Origin of the sequence: Streptomyces sp. NPDC058221 (assembly GCF_042882365.1) — a bacterium.
Classification (GTDB): domain Bacteria; phylum Actinomycetota; class Actinomycetes; order Streptomycetales; family Streptomycetaceae; genus Streptomyces.
This window is the reverse complement of the sequence record NZ_JBHVWF010000062.1, coordinates 13,367-29,781: the sequence shown is the minus strand read 5'-3', so window position 1 is coordinate 29,781 and position 16,415 is coordinate 13,367. Positions and strand designations below refer to the sequence as shown.

The following is a 16,415-nucleotide window of genomic DNA, read 5'->3' as shown; positions in this document are numbered from 1 at the left end:
GGGGGTGGGGGGGTCTCACCGGGGGGGGGTGGTCCGGCGCGGGGGGGGGGGGTGTGCGGCGGGGGGGGGGGTTGGGTTCCCCCCCCCCCCACACCCCCCCCCCCGCCCGCTCTTTCCCTGCGTCCTTCCCCCGTTTTCCCCCTACGGCCCCCCGGCCGCCCCCTCGGGCCCGGACTCGCTCCCCCGGGCGTCAGTTCTGCGCACGCCGCCGGGTCACGACCATCGCGGCGGCACCGGCCGCCAGCAGCAGGGCGGCGCCACCCGCGATGTACGGCGTGGTGGAGCTGCTGCCCGTCTCGGCGAGGTCGGCGTCGGAGGCCACGGGCGCCTTCTCGGTGCCGGTCTGCGTCTTCACGTCGCCGCCGGAGTCGCCGGACGTGGAACCCCCGTTGTCGGAACCGCCGGTGCTGGAACCACCGCCGTCGGTCGAACCGCCGTCCGATGAACCGCCGTCGGTGGAGCCACCGCCGGTGGAGCCACCCGGGCTGGGCGCCTTCGGCGTCTCGCAGGTGGCCTCGGCGAGCGTGACCTCGCCCTTCACATCGGCGACGTTGAGGTGGAGCGGGTTGACCGAGACCTTCAGCTGAAGCGCGGCGGCCGCCGCGGTGCGTGAGGTGGTGTGCGTCTTCGACAGGTCGAGCGTCACGTCTCCGACCCCCGGCACGTTGACCTGTGTGGTGCCTGTCGCGGTGAGTGTGACGCGCTTGCCGAGGACCGTCACATGGCCCAGCACGTTCGACTCGGCGACCGGCTTGTGGCCCACCTCGCAGACCGCTTTGGAGGTGATCTGCTCGACCTCGATCAGCGACAGCAGCGGGAGACCGGGCAGATGCAGCTGGGCCTTGGCCACATTGGTGTAGCCCTCGGCGCGGTGCTTGTCGACAGTGGCGTTCGCCGTGGCGGCATCAGCGCGGAGCACGTGGACGGGCTTGCCCTGTTCCACACCCTCGAGCCGCACGCTGAGCGCGGTCTCCTTGGCGGTGGCCGGGGCGTGCACCTCGTTGAGCGTGGCCTTGAGCGGCACATCGATCGTCTTGTTCAGGAGTGAGACGTCGAGTGCGGTACGGAGCACGACCGCGCTCGCCTTCCCGTCGCCGGTGGTCGTGGCGGTGGTCGCGGTGGCGGCCTGCGCAGGGACGGCGACCAGGAGTGCGACGGGAGCGGCGGCGGCCGCCAGGGCGGCGAGGCGGAAGGTGTTGCTGTTCAAGATGGTGGAACCCCCACAAGAGACATGGAGCCACCGGTGCCGTCCAATGGGGGACATCGCGGGCACCGGTGGCCTCGACTCCGTGAATCTTTACGCACAGAGGGTGAACTGGCGGACACCTGACGTGAGTTCATCCCAAAGGGTGGTTTCCGTGCCTGTATTCGAATATCCCTGCACGTGCGTTCCTCGGGTTCACCCGTTTCACTGAGTGTGGGCGGCTCGGAGCCGACCGCGCCGGAGCGGGTACAGAAGTGATTCAACGAGCGGGCCGACTCCCGGTAACTGCCGGTCAACACGGTGCATCACGGGCCGCCTCAGCCCCCGGGGCCCGCCGGTCAGCCGATCACGCGCCCGTTCAGTACGACCCGGCGCGGCGCGGCCAGCACCCGCACGTCCGCCCGCGGGTCCTCGTCGTAGACCACCAGATCGGCCGGAGCCCCTTCCTCCAGGCCCGGCCTGCCCAGCCACGCGCGGGCGCCCCAGGTCGCCGCGGACAGCGCGTCCAGGGCCGGGATGCCCGCGGTGACCAGTTCGGCGACCTCGTCGGCCACCAGCCCGTGGGCCAGCACACCGCCCGCGTCGGTACCGACGAAGACGGGGATACCGGCGTCGTACGCGGCGCCCACCGTGTGGTGGCGCCGCTCGTGCAGCCGGCGCATATGGGCCGACCAGCGCGGGTACTTGGCCTCCCCGCCCTGTGCGAGCGAGGGGAAGGTGGCGATGTTGACCAGGGTGGGGACGATCGCGACCCCGCGTTCCGCGAAGAGCGGGATGGTCTCCTCGGTCAGCCCCGTCGCGTGCTCGACGCAGTCGATCCCGGCCTCGACGAGATCACGCAGCGAGTCCTCGGCGAAGCAGTGGGCGGTGACCCGGGCGCCCAGCCGGTGCGCCTCGGCGATGGCCGCCACGACCGCCTCGCGCGGCCAGCACGCGGTCAGATCGCCCACCTCCCGGTCGATCCAGTCGCCGACGAGCTTCACCCAGCCGTCGCCGCGGCGCGCCTCCTGTGCCACGTACGCCACCAGCTCGTCCGGCTCGATCTCGTACGCGTAGTTCCTGGTGTAGCGCCGGGTCCTGGCGATGTGCCGGCCGGCCCTGATGATCTTCGGCAGATCGTCGCGGTCGTCGATCCACCGGGTGTCGGCGGGCGAACCCGCGTCCCGCAGGAGCAGCGCACCGGCCTCCCGGTCCTCGACGGCCTGCTTCTCGGTGGTCGCCGTGTCGACGGCCCCGTGGTGGTCGAGTCCGACGTGGCAGTGGGCGTCGACCAGCCCCGGCAGCGCCCATCCGGTGACGACCGTCGCCCCGTCCGCGCCGGCCGGCCGCTCGTACGTGACGCGCCCGTCGACGGCCCAGAGCTCGTCCCTGACCTCCTCGGGACCGATGAGCACCCGCCCCTTCACCTGCAGCACCCGCGGCGCCTCGTGATCACTCATGGGCAGCACTGTACGAGGCGCCCCTCAGGCCGTCCGCGAGGTGCTGGGTACCCTCGGTCCTGGCCCGGTCCGCAGGCCGGGCCGCACACCGATCCGATCCCGAAGAGAGCACCACCGTGACGCACCCCTTCCTCGACCTCGCCCCGCTCACCCCCGCGCATTTCGCGGCCGTGGAGCGGAGGGTGGCCGGTCTCCTCGCCACCGAGCAGGATGTCGTCATCATGCAGGGCGAGGCGCTGCTCCCCCTCGAAGGCTGCATCCGGGGCGGCGCCCGCCCCGGTTCGACCGCGCTGAACGTGGTCACGGGTCCGTACGGGCAGACCTTCGGCAACTGGCTGCGCGACTGCGGCGCCGAGGTCGTCGACCTCACGGTGCCCTTCCACACCGCCGTCACCGCCGATCAGGTCGCGCAGGCGCTGGCCGCGCACCCGGAGATCGACTTCGTCTCGCTGGTCCACGCGGAGGCGGCGACCGGCAACACCAACCCGGTCGCGGAGATCGGTGAGGTCGTGCGCGCGCACGGGGCGCTGTTCATGCTGGACGCCGTCGCCTCGGTGGGCGCCGAGCCGCTGCTGCCCGACGCGTGGGGTGTCGACCTGTGCGTGATCGGCGCGCAGAAGGCGATGGGCGGTCCCGCCGGGGTGTCCGCGGTGTCCGTGAGTGCCCGCGCCTGGGAGCGGATCGCCGCCAACCCGCAGGCCCCGCGCCGCTCCTATCTCTCCCTGCTGGACTGGAAGGAGCGCTGGATCGACGGCGGCCGCAAGGCGCTGCTGCACGCCCCGGCCCAGCTGGAGATGCTGGCGCTGGAGGCCTGTGTGGAGCGGATCGAGGCGGAGGGCCCGGACGTCCTCATGGCGCGTCACGCCTCGGCGGCCGCGGCCACCCGGGCCGGCGCACTCGCGCTGGGCGGCGGCCTGACCCCGTATGTGCACGAGGCGAAGGACGCGGCGCCGGTGGCGACGACACTGCGCGCTCCGGAGGGCGTGGACGCCGCGGGTCTGGTCGCACGGGCGCTCGCCGCGGACCCGTCGCTGCCGTTGATCGCAGGCGGGGGCGCACTGTCCGGGGAGATGATCAGGGTCAATCATTACGGAGTGGATGCGACGCGGGGCGCGGTGCTCTCCTCGCTCGCGGCTCTGGGGGCGGCGCTGGCCGATGCAGGCCGGCAGGTCGATTTCGAAGCTGCCCGCAGGGCGGTCTCGGAAACCTGGCCCAGCGAATAAATTCAGGCACCATCAAAGAATGCGGGGAGCTTTCTTACCGAGAGCAGCTTCCCGCATTCTTCTTCCCGCTTTCTCCGAGGCTAAACACCCCAGTTTCAACGAGCCCCTCTCACGTAATTCGACGGCGTCTCAAGAGAGTTACGACGTTGTGACCGACTCCACATCGAGGGCGTTATGCCGGATAAATCCGGCTCAAATCGGAAGAAAGCGTGGCTGATTCGCGCTGGGGCGCGCACCCGCGTGATAGCACAGGAGGCCGCTTCACCCAACCCCTCTCCTCGATGCAATTTCGAAATTTGCTAGGTAAATTCAAATCCCATGACCGCCGCACCAGCAGATTTTGCAAGTGCCCGAAGCGAATTCATCACCATCGACGCCCCACGAGTGGAGGACGGAGCCGCGATCTGGCGCATAGCCCGCGACTCCAAGGTCCTGGACCTCAACTCCTCGTACAGCTACCTGCTGTGGTGCCGTGACTTCGCGGCGACCTCCGTGGTCGCCCGCGACGAGACCGGCAGCCCGGTCGCCTTCGTGACGGGGTACATCAGGCCCGACCGCCCCGAGACGCTCGTCGTCTGGCAGGTGGCCGTCGACCACGGCCACCGCGGCACCGGCCTGGCAGCGAAGCTGCTGGACGCCCTGACCTCTCGGGTCGCCGCGAACCAGGGCCTCGCCTCGGTCGAGACGACGATCACGCCGGACAACACCGCATCGGACCGCCTGTTCACCTCCTACGCCCAGCGCCACGACGTGGCACTGGAACGCGAGGTGCTCTTCGACGGCGGCCTGTTCCCGGAGGGCACTCATCTGCCGGAAGTGCTCTACCGCATCGGCCCGTTCCACGCCTGAGCGCGCACTTCCGCCGACGGGCTCCGAGGCCCGTCGCAGTCCCCTTCACCGCCGCACGTCACACCCCCCTCACGCAGGAGACCCGCTGTGACCATCACCCCGCCCGCCCTGAGTGTCTTCGAGACCCTGGAGTCCGAGGTACGTAGCTACTGCCGCGGCTGGCCCGCCGTGTTCGACCGCGCGCAGGGCGCCCGGCTGACGGACGAGGACGGCCACTCGTACCTCGACTTCTTCGCCGGAGCCGGTTCCCTCAACTACGGCCACAACAACCCGGTGCTGAAACGCGCGCTGATCGACTACATCGAGCGCGACGGCATCACGCACGGCCTCGACATGGCGACCACCGCCAAGCGGGCCTTCCTGGAGACCTTCCAGAACGTCATCCTGCGGCCGCGCGACCTGCCGTACAAGGTGATGTTCCCCGGCCCGACGGGCACCAACGCCGTCGAGTCGGCACTGAAACTGGCCCGCAAGGTCAAGGGCCGCGAGTCCGTCGTCTCGTTCACCAACGCCTTCCACGGCATGTCGCTCGGCTCGCTGGCCGTCACCGGCAACGCCTTCAAGCGGGCCGGCGCCGGGATCCCGCTGGTGCACGGCACGCCGATGCCGTTCGACAACTACTTCGACGGCACCGTCCCGGACTTCCTCTGGTTCGAGCGGCTGCTGGAGGACCAGGGCTCCGGGCTGAACAAGCCCGCCGCCGTGATCGTGGAGACGGTCCAGGGCGAGGGCGGCATCAACGTCGCCCGCGCCGAGTGGCTGCGCGCGCTCCAGGAGCTGTGCCACCGCCAGGACATGCTGCTGATCGTCGACGACATCCAGATGGGCTGCGGCCGCACCGGCGGCTTCTTCTCCTTCGAGGAGGCCGGCATCGTCCCGGACATCGTCACACTGTCGAAGTCCATCAGCGGCTACGGCCTGCCGATGTCGCTCTGCCTCTTCAAGGGCGAGCTGGACATCTGGGAGCCCGGCGAGCACAACGGCACCTTCCGCGGCAACAACCCGGCGTTCGTCACCGCCGCCGCCGCGCTCGACGCCTACTGGGCGGACGGCCAGATGGAGAAGCAGACGCTGGCCCGCGGCGAGCAGATCGAGCAGACGATGCTGGCGATCTGCGGCGAGGAGCCGACCGCACAGTTCCGCGGCCGCGGACTGGTGTGGGGCCTGGAGTTCAACGACCCGGCACGTGCGTCGGCCGTCTGCGCCCGCGCCTTCGAGCTGGGGCTGCTCCTGGAGACGTCCGGCCCGCAGAGCGAGGTCGTCAAGCTGCTGCCGCCGCTGACCATCACCCCCGAGGAACTGGACGAGGGCCTGCGCACGCTGGCCCGTTGCGTCCGCGAGACCGCCTGAGAGGCGGTCGGGTGGCCGCGTCCGCTTTCCGGTCCGAAGCCACCCGACCGCCTCTGACCCGGGGCCGCCCCGGGCGGGCCCGATGAGATACACCGTAGAGAGAAAGGCACTGACCCACCGTGATCGTCCGATCGTTCAGTGACATCGAGAACACCGACCGGCATGTGAAGGCCGCCTCCGGAACCTGGGAGAGCAAGCGCATCCTGCTCGCCAAGGAGAAGGTGGGCTTCTCGCTCCACGAGACCACCATGTACGCCGGTACCGAGACGTCGATGTGGTACGCCAACCACATCGAAGCGGTCCTGTGCGTCGAGGGCGAGGCCGAGCTCACCAACGACGAGACCGGCGAGAAGCACTGGATCACTCCCGGCACGATGTACCTGCTCAACGGCCATGAGCACCACACCATGCGTCCGAAGACGGACTTCCGCTGTGTCTGTGTCTTCAACCCGCCCGTCACCGGACGGGAGGAGCACGACGAGAACGGTGTCTACCCGCTGCTGACCGAGGAGGGCTGAACCCCCATGACCACTGATGTACGCGCCGACCTGTACCCATCGCGCGGCGCCGCCGAGATGACCACTCCCCGCCAGGACCCGGTCATCTGGTCCGCGCCCGGCGCACCGGGTCCGGTCGCCGCGAAGGACCTCCAGGGCCTCGAGCGCGACGGTTTCCTCACCGTCGACCAGCTGATCACCCCGGAGGAAGTGGCCGGCTACCACGCCGAGCTGGAGCGGCTGATCGCCGATCCTGCGGTACGGGCGGACGAACGCTCGATCATCGAGCCGAAGTCGCAGGACGTGCGGTCGGTCTTCGAGGTCCACCGGCTCAGTGAGGTCTTCGCCCGGCTGGTCAGCGACGAACGTGTCGTGGGCCGGGCCCGCCAGATCCTCGGTTCGGACGTGTACGTCCACCAGTCCCGGATCAACGTCAAGCCGGGCTTCGGTGCCTCCGGGTTCTACTGGCACTCGGACTTCGAGACCTGGCACGCGGAGGACGGCCTGCCGAACATGCGGGCGGTGTCCGTCTCGATCGCGCTGACCGAGAACTACGACACCAACGGCGGGCTGATGATCATGCCCGGCTCGCACAAGTCGTTCCTCGGATGTGCCGGCGAGACGCCGAAGGACAACTACAAGAAGTCGCTCCAGATGCAGGACGCGGGTACCCCGTCCGACGAAGCGCTGACGAAGATGGCCGACCGGCACGGCATCAAGCTCTTCACGGGCCGGGCCGGTTCGGCGACCTGGTTCGACTGCAACTGCATGCACGGCTCCGGGGACAACATCACCCCGTACCCGCGCAGCAACGTCTTCATCGTGTTCAACAGCGTGGAGAACACGGCCCAGGAGCCCTTCGCGGCTCCGATCCGCCGCCCGGAGTTCATCGGGGCGCGGGACTTCACGCCGGTGAGGTAGGCCCGTACGACACGGCGGGGCGGAACGGCAGGCCGTTCCGCCCCGCCGTCGTCATAACCGCTGGACCCGGTGAGTACCCCGGGTGAGAGTGGGGCCCATGACTTCACACGTACACCACGTCACCGTCGACTGCGCCGATGCCTACGAGCTCGCCACGTTCTGGGCCGAGGTGCTGGGGGCCTCCCTCGCGGACGACGACTTCCCCGGTGATCCGGAGGCGCTGGTCCGGACCGGCACTGCCGCCCTGCTGTTCGTCACCGTGCCCGACCCGAAACGCGTCAAGAACCGCCTCCACTTCGACATCCAGCCGGACGACCGGACCAGGGACGAGGAGGTCGAGCGGCTGCTCTCCCTCGGCGCCACCCTGGTCGCCGATCACCGCAGGCCGAACGGGCGCGGCTGGGCGACTCTGGCCGACCCTGAGGGCAACGAGTTCTGTGTGGAGTGCAGTGCGCGTGAGCGGGCGGCCCTGACCGGGACGAGGCTGCCGGTCACGGCGGACGACGTGACGTCGGCGGTGCGGCTCGCGGTCGCCGCGCTCGGGGAGGCCCCGGCGGACAACTGGCAGATCCCGGCGGGGACGCTCACGTGGACCTGCTGGGAGACCGTGGAGCATCTGAGCGACGACCTCTTCGCGTACGCGGCCCAGCTCGGACCGCAGTCACCGCCATTGGGGAACGAGGTGCCGTACGACTGGAAGCCCCGGCGCGAGGGCGGCCCGCACAACGCGGTCTTCGCCGACCCGGCGGCCGGTACGGCAGGACTGCTGCAGACCCTGGAGGCCAGCGGGGCCCTGCTGGCGGCGATGGTGCGCACGACGGCTCCGGACGTCCGCTCGTACCACGGGTTCGGGGTGTCGGACGCGGAAGGTTTCGCGGCCATGGGCATCGTGGAGACCCTGGTGCACACCCATGACCTCGCCGGGGGCCTGGGCATCGGCTGGACGCCGTCCGCGGACCTGTGCGACCGGGTGCTGGCCCGGCTCTTCCCGGACGCCCCGGACGACAAGGACCGCTGGACCGTGCTCCTCTGGTGCACCGGCCGCGCGGATCTGCCGGGCCGTGACCGGGTGACGTCGTGGAAGTGGCACGGGGCCCCGCTGGACGAGGCCCCGCAGCCGTAGTCCGGCCACATCGAGCCCGTCCGGCGATTGAGGACGAAGCGGCAACCGGGCCGCGCCCCGGCCCACCCCCACCGTCCCGGTCTCACGCCTCCAGCGCGGGGTAGTCGGTGTAGCCGCGGTGGTCGCCCCCGTAGAAGGTCGCCCGGTCCGCGGTGTTGTAGGGGCCGCCCGCCCGCAACCGCGCCGGCAGGTCCGGGTTGGCCAGGAACAGTGCGCCGTAGGAGATGACGTCGGCCACGCCCTGCTCGACGAGGGCGAGGGACTCGGGTCCGGTGGAACCGTCGGTCGCCGGGTTCAGGACGACCGTGCCGTTGAACTCCTTGCTCAGTGCGGCGGTCAGCTCCCGGTCGCCGGACTTGCCCTCGACGATGTGCAGATAGGCGAGCCCGACCGGTTCGATGGCCCGCACCAGCGCGCTGTACGTGGCCTCCGGCGCGGGCTCGTCGATGTCGTTGAACGGATTTCCGGGCGAGATCCGGATTCCGGTGCGTGCGGCGCCGATCTCGGCGGCGACGGCGCGTACGGTCTCGACGGCGAACCGGATGCGGCCCTCCGCCGAGCCGCCCCATTCGTCGGTGCGCAGGTTGGAGTTGGGCGCCAGGAACTGGTGGATCAGATAGCCGTTGGCGCCGTGCAGCTCCACGCCGTCGAACCCGGCGTCCACCGCGTTGCGCGCGGCGGTCACGAAATCGGTGATCGTCGCACGTACCTCGGCGCCGGTCAGCTCGTGCGGGGTGACGAAGTCCTTCGGGCCTTCCTGGGTGAAGACCTGCCCCGCCGCCGCGACCGGAGAGGCACCGACCGGGGTGAGCCCGTCGGGCAGCAGGACCGGGTGGCCGATCCGGCCGGTGTGCATGAGCTGGGCGAAGATCGTGCCGCCCGCGGCGTGCACGGCGTCGGTGACCCCGCGCCAGCCGGCGGCCTGCTCCTCGCTGTGCAGACCGGGGGTGCTGGGGTAGCCCTGTCCGACGGCCGAGGGCTGGATGCCCTCGGTGATGACGAGCCCGGCCGAGGCACGCTGCGCGTAGTACTCCGCGGTCAGCTCCGTCGGTATGCCGGCCTCCCCCGCCCGGCTGCGGGTCATCGGCGCCAGGGCGATGCGGTTGGCGAGCTGTGTACCGGCCAGATCGATCGGGTCGAATGCAGTGGTCATGGAAAGCTCCCGGAAGACTTATGTGGTCGGCCAAGTATCTGTGGCATGCGCCACTGTAGCTCATTACTTGGCCGGCCAAGGTAAAGTCGTCAGAAAGGCCAGGAGGCGGCGATGGAGCCGGCCCGGGCCCGCCGCGCACCGCTCCGAGGAGTCCCGATGAAGTCCGATCCCGCCTGTACCGAGCTGCCGAGCGCCGCCCGGGGCGGCCCGGTCAGCCATGCCGTCTCGCGGGTCGCGCGGCTCCACCGGATCGCGGCGGGCAAGCTGCTCAAGAGCGCGGGCCTCTACCCCGGCCAGGAGTTCCTGATGATGTACCTCTGGGACGCGGGCGCGGTGCGCCAGTCGGAGGTGATCAAGGCCGTCGACCTCGATCCGTCCACGGTCACCAAGATGCTCCAGCGCCTGGAGCAGTCCGGGCACGTCCGCCGCAGCCCCGACCCGGCCGACCGCCGGGCCGTCCTGGTCGAGGCCACCGACAACAGCTGCGCCCTGCTCTCCGACGTGGAGCGGGCGTGGACGGATCTGGAGGAGCACACCCTCGCGGGCCTGGACAGGGGCGAGCGCGAGGAGCTGGCCCGGCTGCTGGCCAGGGTCGAGGAGAATCTCTGCCGGGAGACCGCGGACTGCCCGGAGAACCGCTGACCGCACCCAGCGGCGGAGCGGGGCGGCCCGGAGAACCGCCGCCCGCACCGGCCGGCCGCCGCGGAGGTCAGCCCGCCAGCACGTCCAGCGCGCGGTCCACGTCCGCCTCGGTGTTGTACAGGTGGAAGGACACCCGCAGATTGCCGGCCCGGTCGGAGACCATCACTCCGGCCCGCACCAGGTCCGCCGCGCGGGCCCCGAGTCCTGGTGCCGCGACCACGGCCGTCTCCCCCGGCACGGCCTCGCGCCCGAGCCCCGCCAGACCGGCCCGGAAGCGGGCGGCGAGCCCGGTGGCGTGGTCGTGGACGGCATCGACACCGATCTCGTTCAGCAGCGCGAGGGAACGCTCGGCACCGTGGTACGAGAGGAACGCGGGCGGCTCGTCGTAGCGGCGGGCGTCCGTCGCGAGCTTGCCGACCGGCCCGTAGGTACTGCCCCACCGGTCGTCGGCCGACACCCAGCCGGCGAAGACCGGCGGCAGGGACTCCTGCGCCTCCTGCGTCACGGTGAGGAAGGAGGCGCCCCGCGGGCAGAGCAGGAACTTGAAGCCGGCGGTGACCGTGTAGTCGTACGCCCCGGCGTCCAGCGGAAGCCAGCCCGCCGACTGGCTCGCGTCCAGCAGCGTGCGGGCGCCGTGGGCGGCGGCCGCGGCCCGCACCGCGTCCAGATCGGCGAGCCGGCCGTCGGCGGACTGCACGGAGGAGAGGGCGACGAGCGCGGTCTCGGGGCGCACCGCACCGGCCAGCTCCGCCAGCGGGACGTACCGCATCCGCAGGTCACCGCGGACCGCGAACGGGCTGACGACCGAGCTGAACTCCCCCTCGGGCGCCAGCACTTCGGCCCGCTCCGGCAGCGAAGCCGCGATCAGCCCGACATGCACGGCAACCGAGCTGCCGACCGCGACCCGTCCGGCGTCGACACCGGCGAGCCGGGCGAAGCCGTCCCTGGCGCTGTCCACCACAGCGAAATCGCCCGCCCCGTCCCGGCGGCCCGTGGCGGCCCCCTCGGCGAGGGCCCTCACCGCGTCGACGGTCCGGCGGGGCAGCAGCCCACAGCTCGATGTGTTGAGGTAGGCGGTTTCCGGTGCGAACTCGGCGTCGACGGCGCGGCTGAGCGAAGAGATCATCATGCGTCCAGCCTGAAGCCCCCTTAACTCATAGTCAATCACCAAGAGTTAAGGGGTACCCCCAAGTAACGCTTATGTTTACAGGTGGCCGCGGGTCAGCCGTTGCCGCCGGCCGACGGAACCTCGCACGCGCCGTCGGCGTCGCACGCGGCGGCGTCCTGGCCGATCGTGGTCAGCGGGCGCTCCTGCCACGCCTGCTCCAGCGCCTGGGCGAAGACCTCGGCGGGCTGGCCGCCCGAGATCCCGTACCGCCGGTCGAGCACGAAGAACGGGACCCCGTTGGCGCCCAGCTCGGAAGCCTCCCGCTCATCGGCCCGCACCTCGGCCGCGTAGGCCTCCGGGTCGGCGAGCACGGCCCGCGCCTCGTCCGCGTCCAGACCGGCCTCGACGGCCAGCCCGATCAGCACGTCCCCGTCGTAGACGGACCGCTCCTCGGCGAAGTTCGCCCGGTAGGCGAGGCTCAGCAACTCGTCCTGACGGCTGCGGGCCTTGGCCAGGTGCAGCAGCCGGTGGATGTCGAAGGTGCTGCCGTGGTCGCGCCCCTCGGTGCGGTAGCCGAGCCCCTCGGCCTGCGCGTTGGCCGCGACGTTCGCCTCCATGGCCAGCGCTTCCTCACGGGAACGCCCGTACTTCTGCGCCAGCATGTCGATGACCTGCCCGGTGTCGCCCTTGGCGCGCCCCGGGTCGAGCTCGAAGGAACGGTGCACCACCTCGACCTCGTCGCGGTGGGCGAACCCTGCCAGGCCCTTCTCGAAACGGGCCTTGCCGATGTAACACCACGGGCAGGCGATGTCGCTCCAGATCTCGACGCGCATGACTCTTCTTCTCTCCAGGCTCTCGGGCGGCTGCTCACACAGCACGGAGGAACCCTCCGCTCCCTGGGAACACGCGTCCGGGTCCGGGTCATTCCCCTGCGGGGAACGACGGGCGCCGCTACGCGCCGCCGCGGGTGCCGGCCGGCACCGTCAGGCGCAGCACCAGGTGGTCGCCGGCGTGCGGGCGGACCGGATCCGGGATCCAGCCGCGGGCCGCGTAGAACGACTGGGCGCGGGTGTTGTGGACGAACACATCCAGTCGGGCTTCCACGACTCCGTCGCGCTGCCAGTCCGCCACGCACGCGTCGTGCAGCTCGGTCCCGATCCCCTCCCGCCAGCGGTCCGGTGCCACATGGAGCTGGGTGAGGTGCGTGATGCCGTCGCGTACGGAGTGGGCTGCGATGCCGGCGAGGACGCCGTCCCGCTCGGCGCAGAGCACGGTGGCGTCGTCCCGGTCGATGGCCCCGGCCCAGCCGCCCCGGCTGCGGCCGACCTCCTCGGCTCCCGCGTACTCCTCCTCCGGGAGATGGCCTCGGTAGTAGGTGGCGCGCGCCTCGGTGTGCAGGCGGACTATCGCGTCGAGATCGGCGGATGTGGCAGTACGGATCATGGTGAAGGAGACGCGCCCGGTCAGCCGGAGGTTGCGGCCGAGGCCACCATCCTGCCGAACGAGGCGCGGTAGGCGCTCGGCGTGAGACCCAGCCTGCGCTGGATGTGCTGACGCATCGAGTCGGACGTGCCGAGGCCGCTCGCCCGTGCCACCTGGTCCATAGGGAGTGCGGTGGTCTCCAGGAGCTCCCTGGCCCGCTCGATGCGCTGGTGCAGGAGCCACTGGAGGGGGCTGAGCCCCGTCTCGGCGTGGAAGCGGCGCGAGAGCGTACGGACGGAGACCCCGCCATTGCGGGCCAGGTCGGTCAGGGTCAGCGGCTCGTCGAGATGCTGCATCGCCCAGGCGCGGGTGGCGGCGAAGGAGACGCCGCGCTCCGGGGGCAGCGGAGTGTCGGTGAACTGTGTCTGCCCGCCCGGCCGCACGGGGGCGACGAGCGCGAGGCGCCCGACGCGGTTGGCGACGGCGGCGCCGTAGTCGGTACGGATGATGTGGAGGCACAGATCGATGCCGGCCGCGTATCCGGACGAGGTGAGGACCGGCCCGTCCTGGACGAACAGGACGTCCTTCTGGATGTCGACGCTGGGGTAGCGGTCGCCGAGTTCGCCGGTGTACGTCCAGTAGGTGGTGGCCGCGCGTCCGTCCAGCAGGCCCGGCCTCGGCGAGGGCGAAGGCGCCGGTGCAGATGGACGCGATGCGTTTGCCGTCGGCCGCGGCCCGACGCAGGGCGGCCACGATGCGCGGATCGGGTTCCTCGCGCGAGCCGGCGCCCGCGAGGATCACCGTGCCGGCTGTCGCGATGAGGTCGAGTCCGCCCTCGATGTGCGCATCGAGGCCGCCGGTGGTGCGGACGGGCCCGGGGTCCAGGGTGCAGTACACGGTGCGCAGGCGGCATGGCCAGAACCTCCGGAGGGCTCCTGGTGCCGCTGGCCCTCGGCGCGGGCCTGGCCTGCCGCCGCTGCCCGCGGCCGTGATGGAGACCGCCCCCGACCGAAGGTGCCGGGGGATGGCGATGTTGAACATGGACACGGGCGGCGTCGAGATGACGACGCCACGGGTCGCCGCGGACGTGCTCGACGCCGCCCGCCAGGTCGCCGGCGGGCTGGGCGTGGCGGCGTTCGGCGCACTGGTCGCGGGCGGCTTCGGGACCGGGCTCAGGACGAGCCTGCTGATCAGCGCGGCACTGCTCGCACTCACCGCCCTGGCCACGGCCGGGCTGCCGCGGGGGGTGGCGCAGCCGGCGGGCCCGGATGCCGTCAGCCGGCCTCGCGGCGATACCGCCCCGGAGCCATCCCGTACTCCCGCTTGAAGGCCTTGGCGAAGGCGAACTCCGATGTGTAGCCGGCCCGTTGGGCCACCGTACGCAGGGGTGCGTCGTCGGCCCGCAGCAGGCGGCCGGCCGTGGTCATCCGCCACCAGGTCAGATAGGTCAGCGGCGGTTCGCCGACCAGTGCGGTGAACCGGCGGGCGAACGCTGCGCGGGAGAGGCCGCCCAGGGCGCCCAGATCCTCGACCGTCCAGGAGCGGGCCGGGTCGTCGTGGACGGCGGCCAGTGCCGCCGAGACCGCCGGGTCGGCCAGGGCCGCCGACCAGCCCGCCGGGTGCCCGTCCACCCGGGCCGCCGACCGCTCCTCCAGCCACCAGGTGCGCAGGATGTACAGCAACAGTGTGTCGAGCAGCGCCGGCACGACGGCGTCGGAGCCGGGCTGCGGGGTGCGCAGTTCGCCGCCGAGCAGGTCGATCGCCGCGCGCAGAGTGGGGTGCGCGCCGGCCTGGGCCGGAAGGTGGACCGCGTCGGGCAGGTGCGCGAGCAGGGGGTGTGCCCGGGCACGGTTCAGCTTGTAGGCACCGCACAGGAGTTGGGTGACCGGGGCCGTCGGGTCCGGGGGCGGCTCGTCGACGGGTGCCGGCCAGCTGCCGTCCGGGCCCGGGGCGACATCGGCGAGGGGCGTGCCGGGATCATCGGCGAGCCCGTGTCCGCGCCCGTGGGCCAGGAACACCACGTCGCCGGCCCCGAGCCGCTCCGGTGCCGCGTCCCCGGGCGGGATCAGCCACGCCGAACCTTCGAGCACCACATGGAAACCGGCACCCTCGGAAGCGGGAAAACGCATGCCCCAGGGGGCGTGCTTGCGCCGGTGCGAGGAGTGCGGACGGCCCGCCCTCATGGAAGTGATCACGTCGCTGAGGACATCCATGGCAGCAGCGTATCCCCCGACAGGGCAAGACGACCGGACATGGAAGAGCGCTCCTGGGACATGGATCGTCTCGGAACGGGTTCATACGGTGGTCCTCATGACCGACAAGAGCCCAGCAACACCCGCCACCACCCGCGCCGTTCTCTTCCACACCACCGGTGACCCCGACGTCCTCACCGTCGAGGAGGTACCGCTTCCCGCACCCGGCCCCGGCGAGGTCCTCATCCGGGTGGAGGCCCTCGGCCTGAACCGGGCGGAGGCGCTCTTCCGCGCCGGCACGTACTTCTACCAGCCGGCACTGCCCGCCTCCCGCAACGGCTACGAGGCGGCCGGAGTCGTCGAGGCCGTCGGTGCCGGAGTGAGCGGGTTCGCGCCCGGCGACCCCGTGATGGCCACCCCCGAGGGGGAGTTGAGTGGGCACGGCCTCTACGCCGAGCGCGTGGTGGTCCCGGCCGGGAACGTGCTCCGCCGCCCCGAGACCGTGGACGCGGTACACGGGGCGGCCGCCTGGTCGACGTACTCCACCGCCTACGGCGCACTACTGGAGAAGGGCGGGCTGCGCCCCGGCGACCATGTGCTGATCACCGGGGCGTCGAGCGGGGTCGGCACGGCGGCCCTCCAGGTGGCCAATCTGATAGGTGCCGTCCCGGTCGCCACCACCCGTACCGCCGCCAAGAAGCAGGGACTGCTCGACGCGGGGGCCGCCCATGTCATCACGACGGACGACGAGGACGTGGTGAAGGAGATCGGACGGATCACGGACGGCGGGGGCGCCCAGCTGATCTTCGACGCGATCGGCGGCCCCGGCTTCGCCACGCTGGGCGAGGCTGCGTCGCCGGGAGGGACTCTGATCCAGTACGGCTGGCTGGACGGCCGGCCGACGGTGATGCCGCTGAACTGGCCCCTGACCGTGATCGGTTACAACAACGTCGCTCTGTCGGCCGACCCGGCCGGCCGCCGCCGCGCCGCCCGCTTCATCGGCGCCGGTCTGCGCAGCGGGGCGCTGGCTCCCGTGGTGGGTGCCACGTTCGACGGGCTGGAGCGGATGCCGGACGCGCACCGGCTGATGGAGTCCAACGCGCACACCGGCAAGATCGTGGTGACGGTGCGGCACTGAGCCCGAGCACGGCGGCGAGCGTCTCCACCACCCGGAGGACACCTGCGCCGGCACCCCGTGAACGTCTCCCCCGCCCGGAAGGCGCGCACCGTGACCGATCCGACCGGCGCCGCACCCCGGACGAGATGCACTCGCCCGGCCTCGGCCACCACCG

General features: G+C 71.5%; 16 protein-coding genes and 1 pseudogene. 9 read left to right on the top strand and 8 right to left on the bottom strand.

Going from position 1 to position 16,415, the window contains the following annotated elements:
- Positions 1 to 190 precede the first annotated feature (190 nt).
- Positions 191 to 1,207 (bottom strand): SCO1860 family LAETG-anchored protein, encoded by a 1,017-nt coding sequence (locus ACFVW8_RS20720; RefSeq protein WP_389692014.1) that lies wholly within the window; start codon positions 1,205 to 1,207, stop codon positions 191 to 193.
- Positions 1,208 to 1,542: 335 nt separating this feature from the next.
- Complete coding sequence (locus ACFVW8_RS20715; RefSeq protein ID WP_389692012.1) at positions 1,543 to 2,643, bottom strand: amidohydrolase family protein; 1,101 nt, start codon at positions 2,641 to 2,643, stop codon at positions 1,543 to 1,545.
- A gap of 116 nt (positions 2,644 to 2,759) precedes the next feature.
- Between ACFVW8_RS20715 and ACFVW8_RS20710 the strand changes: the two genes are divergently transcribed.
- The 6 genes from ACFVW8_RS20710 to ACFVW8_RS20685 all read left to right on the top strand — a co-directional run bounded on the left by ACFVW8_RS20710 (position 2,760) and on the right by ACFVW8_RS20685 (position 8,606).
- Positions 2,760 to 3,866 (top strand): pyridoxal-phosphate-dependent aminotransferase family protein, encoded by a 1,107-nt coding sequence (locus tag ACFVW8_RS20710; RefSeq protein ID WP_389692010.1) that lies wholly within the window; start codon positions 2,760 to 2,762, stop codon positions 3,864 to 3,866.
- Between the two features lie 318 nt (positions 3,867 to 4,184).
- Positions 4,185 to 4,715 carry a diaminobutyrate acetyltransferase gene (ectA, locus tag ACFVW8_RS20705; protein ID WP_389692008.1) on the top strand — a complete coding sequence of 177 codons (531 nt, stop codon included), beginning with the start codon at positions 4,185 to 4,187 and terminating at the stop codon, positions 4,713 to 4,715.
- An 87-nt stretch (positions 4,716 to 4,802) separates the two neighbouring features.
- Positions 4,803 to 6,065, top strand: coding sequence for a diaminobutyrate--2-oxoglutarate transaminase (ectB, locus tag ACFVW8_RS20700; protein ID WP_389692006.1), 1,263 nt, complete (start codon positions 4,803 to 4,805; stop codon positions 6,063 to 6,065).
- 119 nt (positions 6,066 to 6,184) lie between these two features.
- On the top strand, positions 6,185 to 6,583 hold the full coding sequence (locus ACFVW8_RS20695) for an ectoine synthase (protein WP_148015956.1): 399 nt from the start codon (positions 6,185 to 6,187) through the stop codon (positions 6,581 to 6,583).
- 6 nt (positions 6,584 to 6,589) lie between these two features.
- Positions 6,590 to 7,483, top strand: a complete 894-nt coding sequence (gene thpD, locus ACFVW8_RS20690) for an ectoine hydroxylase (RefSeq protein ID WP_389692004.1) — start codon at positions 6,590 to 6,592, stop codon at positions 7,481 to 7,483.
- Between the two features lie 97 nt (positions 7,484 to 7,580).
- A complete protein-coding gene (locus ACFVW8_RS20685) occupies positions 7,581 to 8,606 on the top strand; it encodes a VOC family protein (protein ID WP_389692002.1) in 1,026 nt (341 codons plus the stop codon).
- An 82-nt stretch (positions 8,607 to 8,688) separates the two neighbouring features.
- On the opposite strand, the gene ACFVW8_RS20680 is transcribed toward ACFVW8_RS20685, so the two are convergent.
- The gene (locus ACFVW8_RS20680; protein WP_389692001.1) at positions 8,689 to 9,759 is read right to left on the bottom strand and encodes an alkene reductase; all 1,071 of its coding nucleotides are present in this window, start codon (positions 9,757 to 9,759) and stop codon (positions 8,689 to 8,691) included.
- Between the two features lie 156 nt (positions 9,760 to 9,915).
- Between ACFVW8_RS20680 and ACFVW8_RS20675 the strand changes: the two genes are divergently transcribed.
- Positions 9,916 to 10,401 carry a MarR family winged helix-turn-helix transcriptional regulator gene (locus ACFVW8_RS20675; RefSeq protein WP_389692000.1) on the top strand — a complete coding sequence of 162 codons (486 nt, stop codon included), beginning with the start codon at positions 9,916 to 9,918 and terminating at the stop codon, positions 10,399 to 10,401.
- Between the two features lie 67 nt (positions 10,402 to 10,468).
- Here ACFVW8_RS20675 and ACFVW8_RS20670 read toward each other — a convergent pair whose 3' ends face one another.
- The 4 genes and pseudogenes from ACFVW8_RS20670 to ACFVW8_RS20655 all read right to left on the bottom strand — a co-directional run bounded on the left by ACFVW8_RS20670 (position 10,469) and on the right by ACFVW8_RS20655 (position 13,972).
- Complete coding sequence (locus tag ACFVW8_RS20670) at positions 10,469 to 11,530, bottom strand: aminotransferase class V-fold PLP-dependent enzyme (protein ID WP_389691998.1); 1,062 nt, start codon at positions 11,528 to 11,530, stop codon at positions 10,469 to 10,471.
- Positions 11,531 to 11,622: 92 nt separating this feature from the next.
- Positions 11,623 to 12,342: a DsbA family oxidoreductase gene (locus ACFVW8_RS20665; RefSeq protein WP_389691996.1), complete on the bottom strand. Its 720-nt coding sequence runs from the start codon at positions 12,340 to 12,342 to the stop codon at positions 11,623 to 11,625.
- 118 nt (positions 12,343 to 12,460) lie between these two features.
- Entirely contained in the window at positions 12,461 to 12,952 is a 492-nt protein-coding gene (locus ACFVW8_RS20660) for a GNAT family N-acetyltransferase (RefSeq protein ID WP_389691994.1), read from the bottom strand.
- A gap of 20 nt (positions 12,953 to 12,972) precedes the next feature.
- A pseudogene (locus ACFVW8_RS20655) lies at positions 12,973 to 13,972 on the bottom strand (GlxA family transcriptional regulator).
- Here ACFVW8_RS20655 and ACFVW8_RS20650 point away from each other — a divergent pair.
- Positions 13,956 to 14,258, top strand: a complete 303-nt coding sequence (locus ACFVW8_RS20650; protein WP_389691992.1) for a hypothetical protein — start codon at positions 13,956 to 13,958, stop codon at positions 14,256 to 14,258. The pseudogene ACFVW8_RS20655 and the gene ACFVW8_RS20650 overlap by 17 nt on opposite strands.
- Here ACFVW8_RS20650 and ACFVW8_RS20645 read toward each other — a convergent pair.
- A complete protein-coding gene (locus ACFVW8_RS20645) occupies positions 14,206 to 15,144 on the bottom strand; it encodes an AraC family transcriptional regulator (RefSeq protein WP_389691990.1) in 939 nt (312 codons plus the stop codon). The genes ACFVW8_RS20650 and ACFVW8_RS20645 overlap by 53 nt on opposite strands.
- Positions 15,145 to 15,241: 97 nt before the next feature.
- Here ACFVW8_RS20645 and ACFVW8_RS20640 point away from each other — a divergent pair, with 97 nt between their 5' ends.
- A complete protein-coding gene (locus tag ACFVW8_RS20640; RefSeq protein WP_389691988.1) occupies positions 15,242 to 16,261 on the top strand; it encodes a zinc-dependent alcohol dehydrogenase family protein in 1,020 nt (339 codons plus the stop codon).
- Positions 16,262 to 16,415: the final 154 nt, after the last annotated feature.

Bases quoted from the DNA above. Each gene is read 5' to 3' on its own strand.
- ACFVW8_RS20715 (WP_389692012.1), bottom strand. From the start codon at position 2,643: ATGAGTGATCACGAGGCGCCGCGGGTGCTGCAGGTGAAGGGGCGGGTG.
- ectA (WP_389692008.1), top strand. From the start codon at position 4,185: ATGACCGCCGCACCAGCAGATTTTGCAAGTGCCCGAAGCGAATTCATC.
- thpD (WP_389692004.1), top strand. From the start codon at position 6,590: ATGACCACTGATGTACGCGCCGACCTGTACCCATCGCGCGGCGCCGCC.
- ACFVW8_RS20685 (WP_389692002.1), top strand. From the start codon at position 7,581: ATGACTTCACACGTACACCACGTCACCGTCGACTGCGCCGATGCCTAC.
- ACFVW8_RS20680 (WP_389692001.1), bottom strand. From the start codon at position 9,759: ATGACCACTGCATTCGACCCGATCGATCTGGCCGGTACACAGCTCGCC.
- ACFVW8_RS20675 (WP_389692000.1), top strand. From the start codon at position 9,916: ATGAAGTCCGATCCCGCCTGTACCGAGCTGCCGAGCGCCGCCCGGGGC.
- ACFVW8_RS20670 (WP_389691998.1), bottom strand. From the start codon at position 11,530: ATGATGATCTCTTCGCTCAGCCGCGCCGTCGACGCCGAGTTCGCACCG.
- ACFVW8_RS20665 (WP_389691996.1), bottom strand. From the start codon at position 12,342: ATGCGCGTCGAGATCTGGAGCGACATCGCCTGCCCGTGGTGTTACATC.
- ACFVW8_RS20660 (WP_389691994.1), bottom strand. From the start codon at position 12,952: ATGATCCGTACTGCCACATCCGCCGATCTCGACGCGATAGTCCGCCTG.
- ACFVW8_RS20650 (WP_389691992.1), top strand. From the start codon at position 13,956: ATGGCGATGTTGAACATGGACACGGGCGGCGTCGAGATGACGACGCCA.
- ACFVW8_RS20645 (WP_389691990.1), bottom strand. From the start codon at position 15,144: ATGGATGTCCTCAGCGACGTGATCACTTCCATGAGGGCGGGCCGTCCG.
- ACFVW8_RS20640 (WP_389691988.1), top strand. From the start codon at position 15,242: ATGACCGACAAGAGCCCAGCAACACCCGCCACCACCCGCGCCGTTCTC.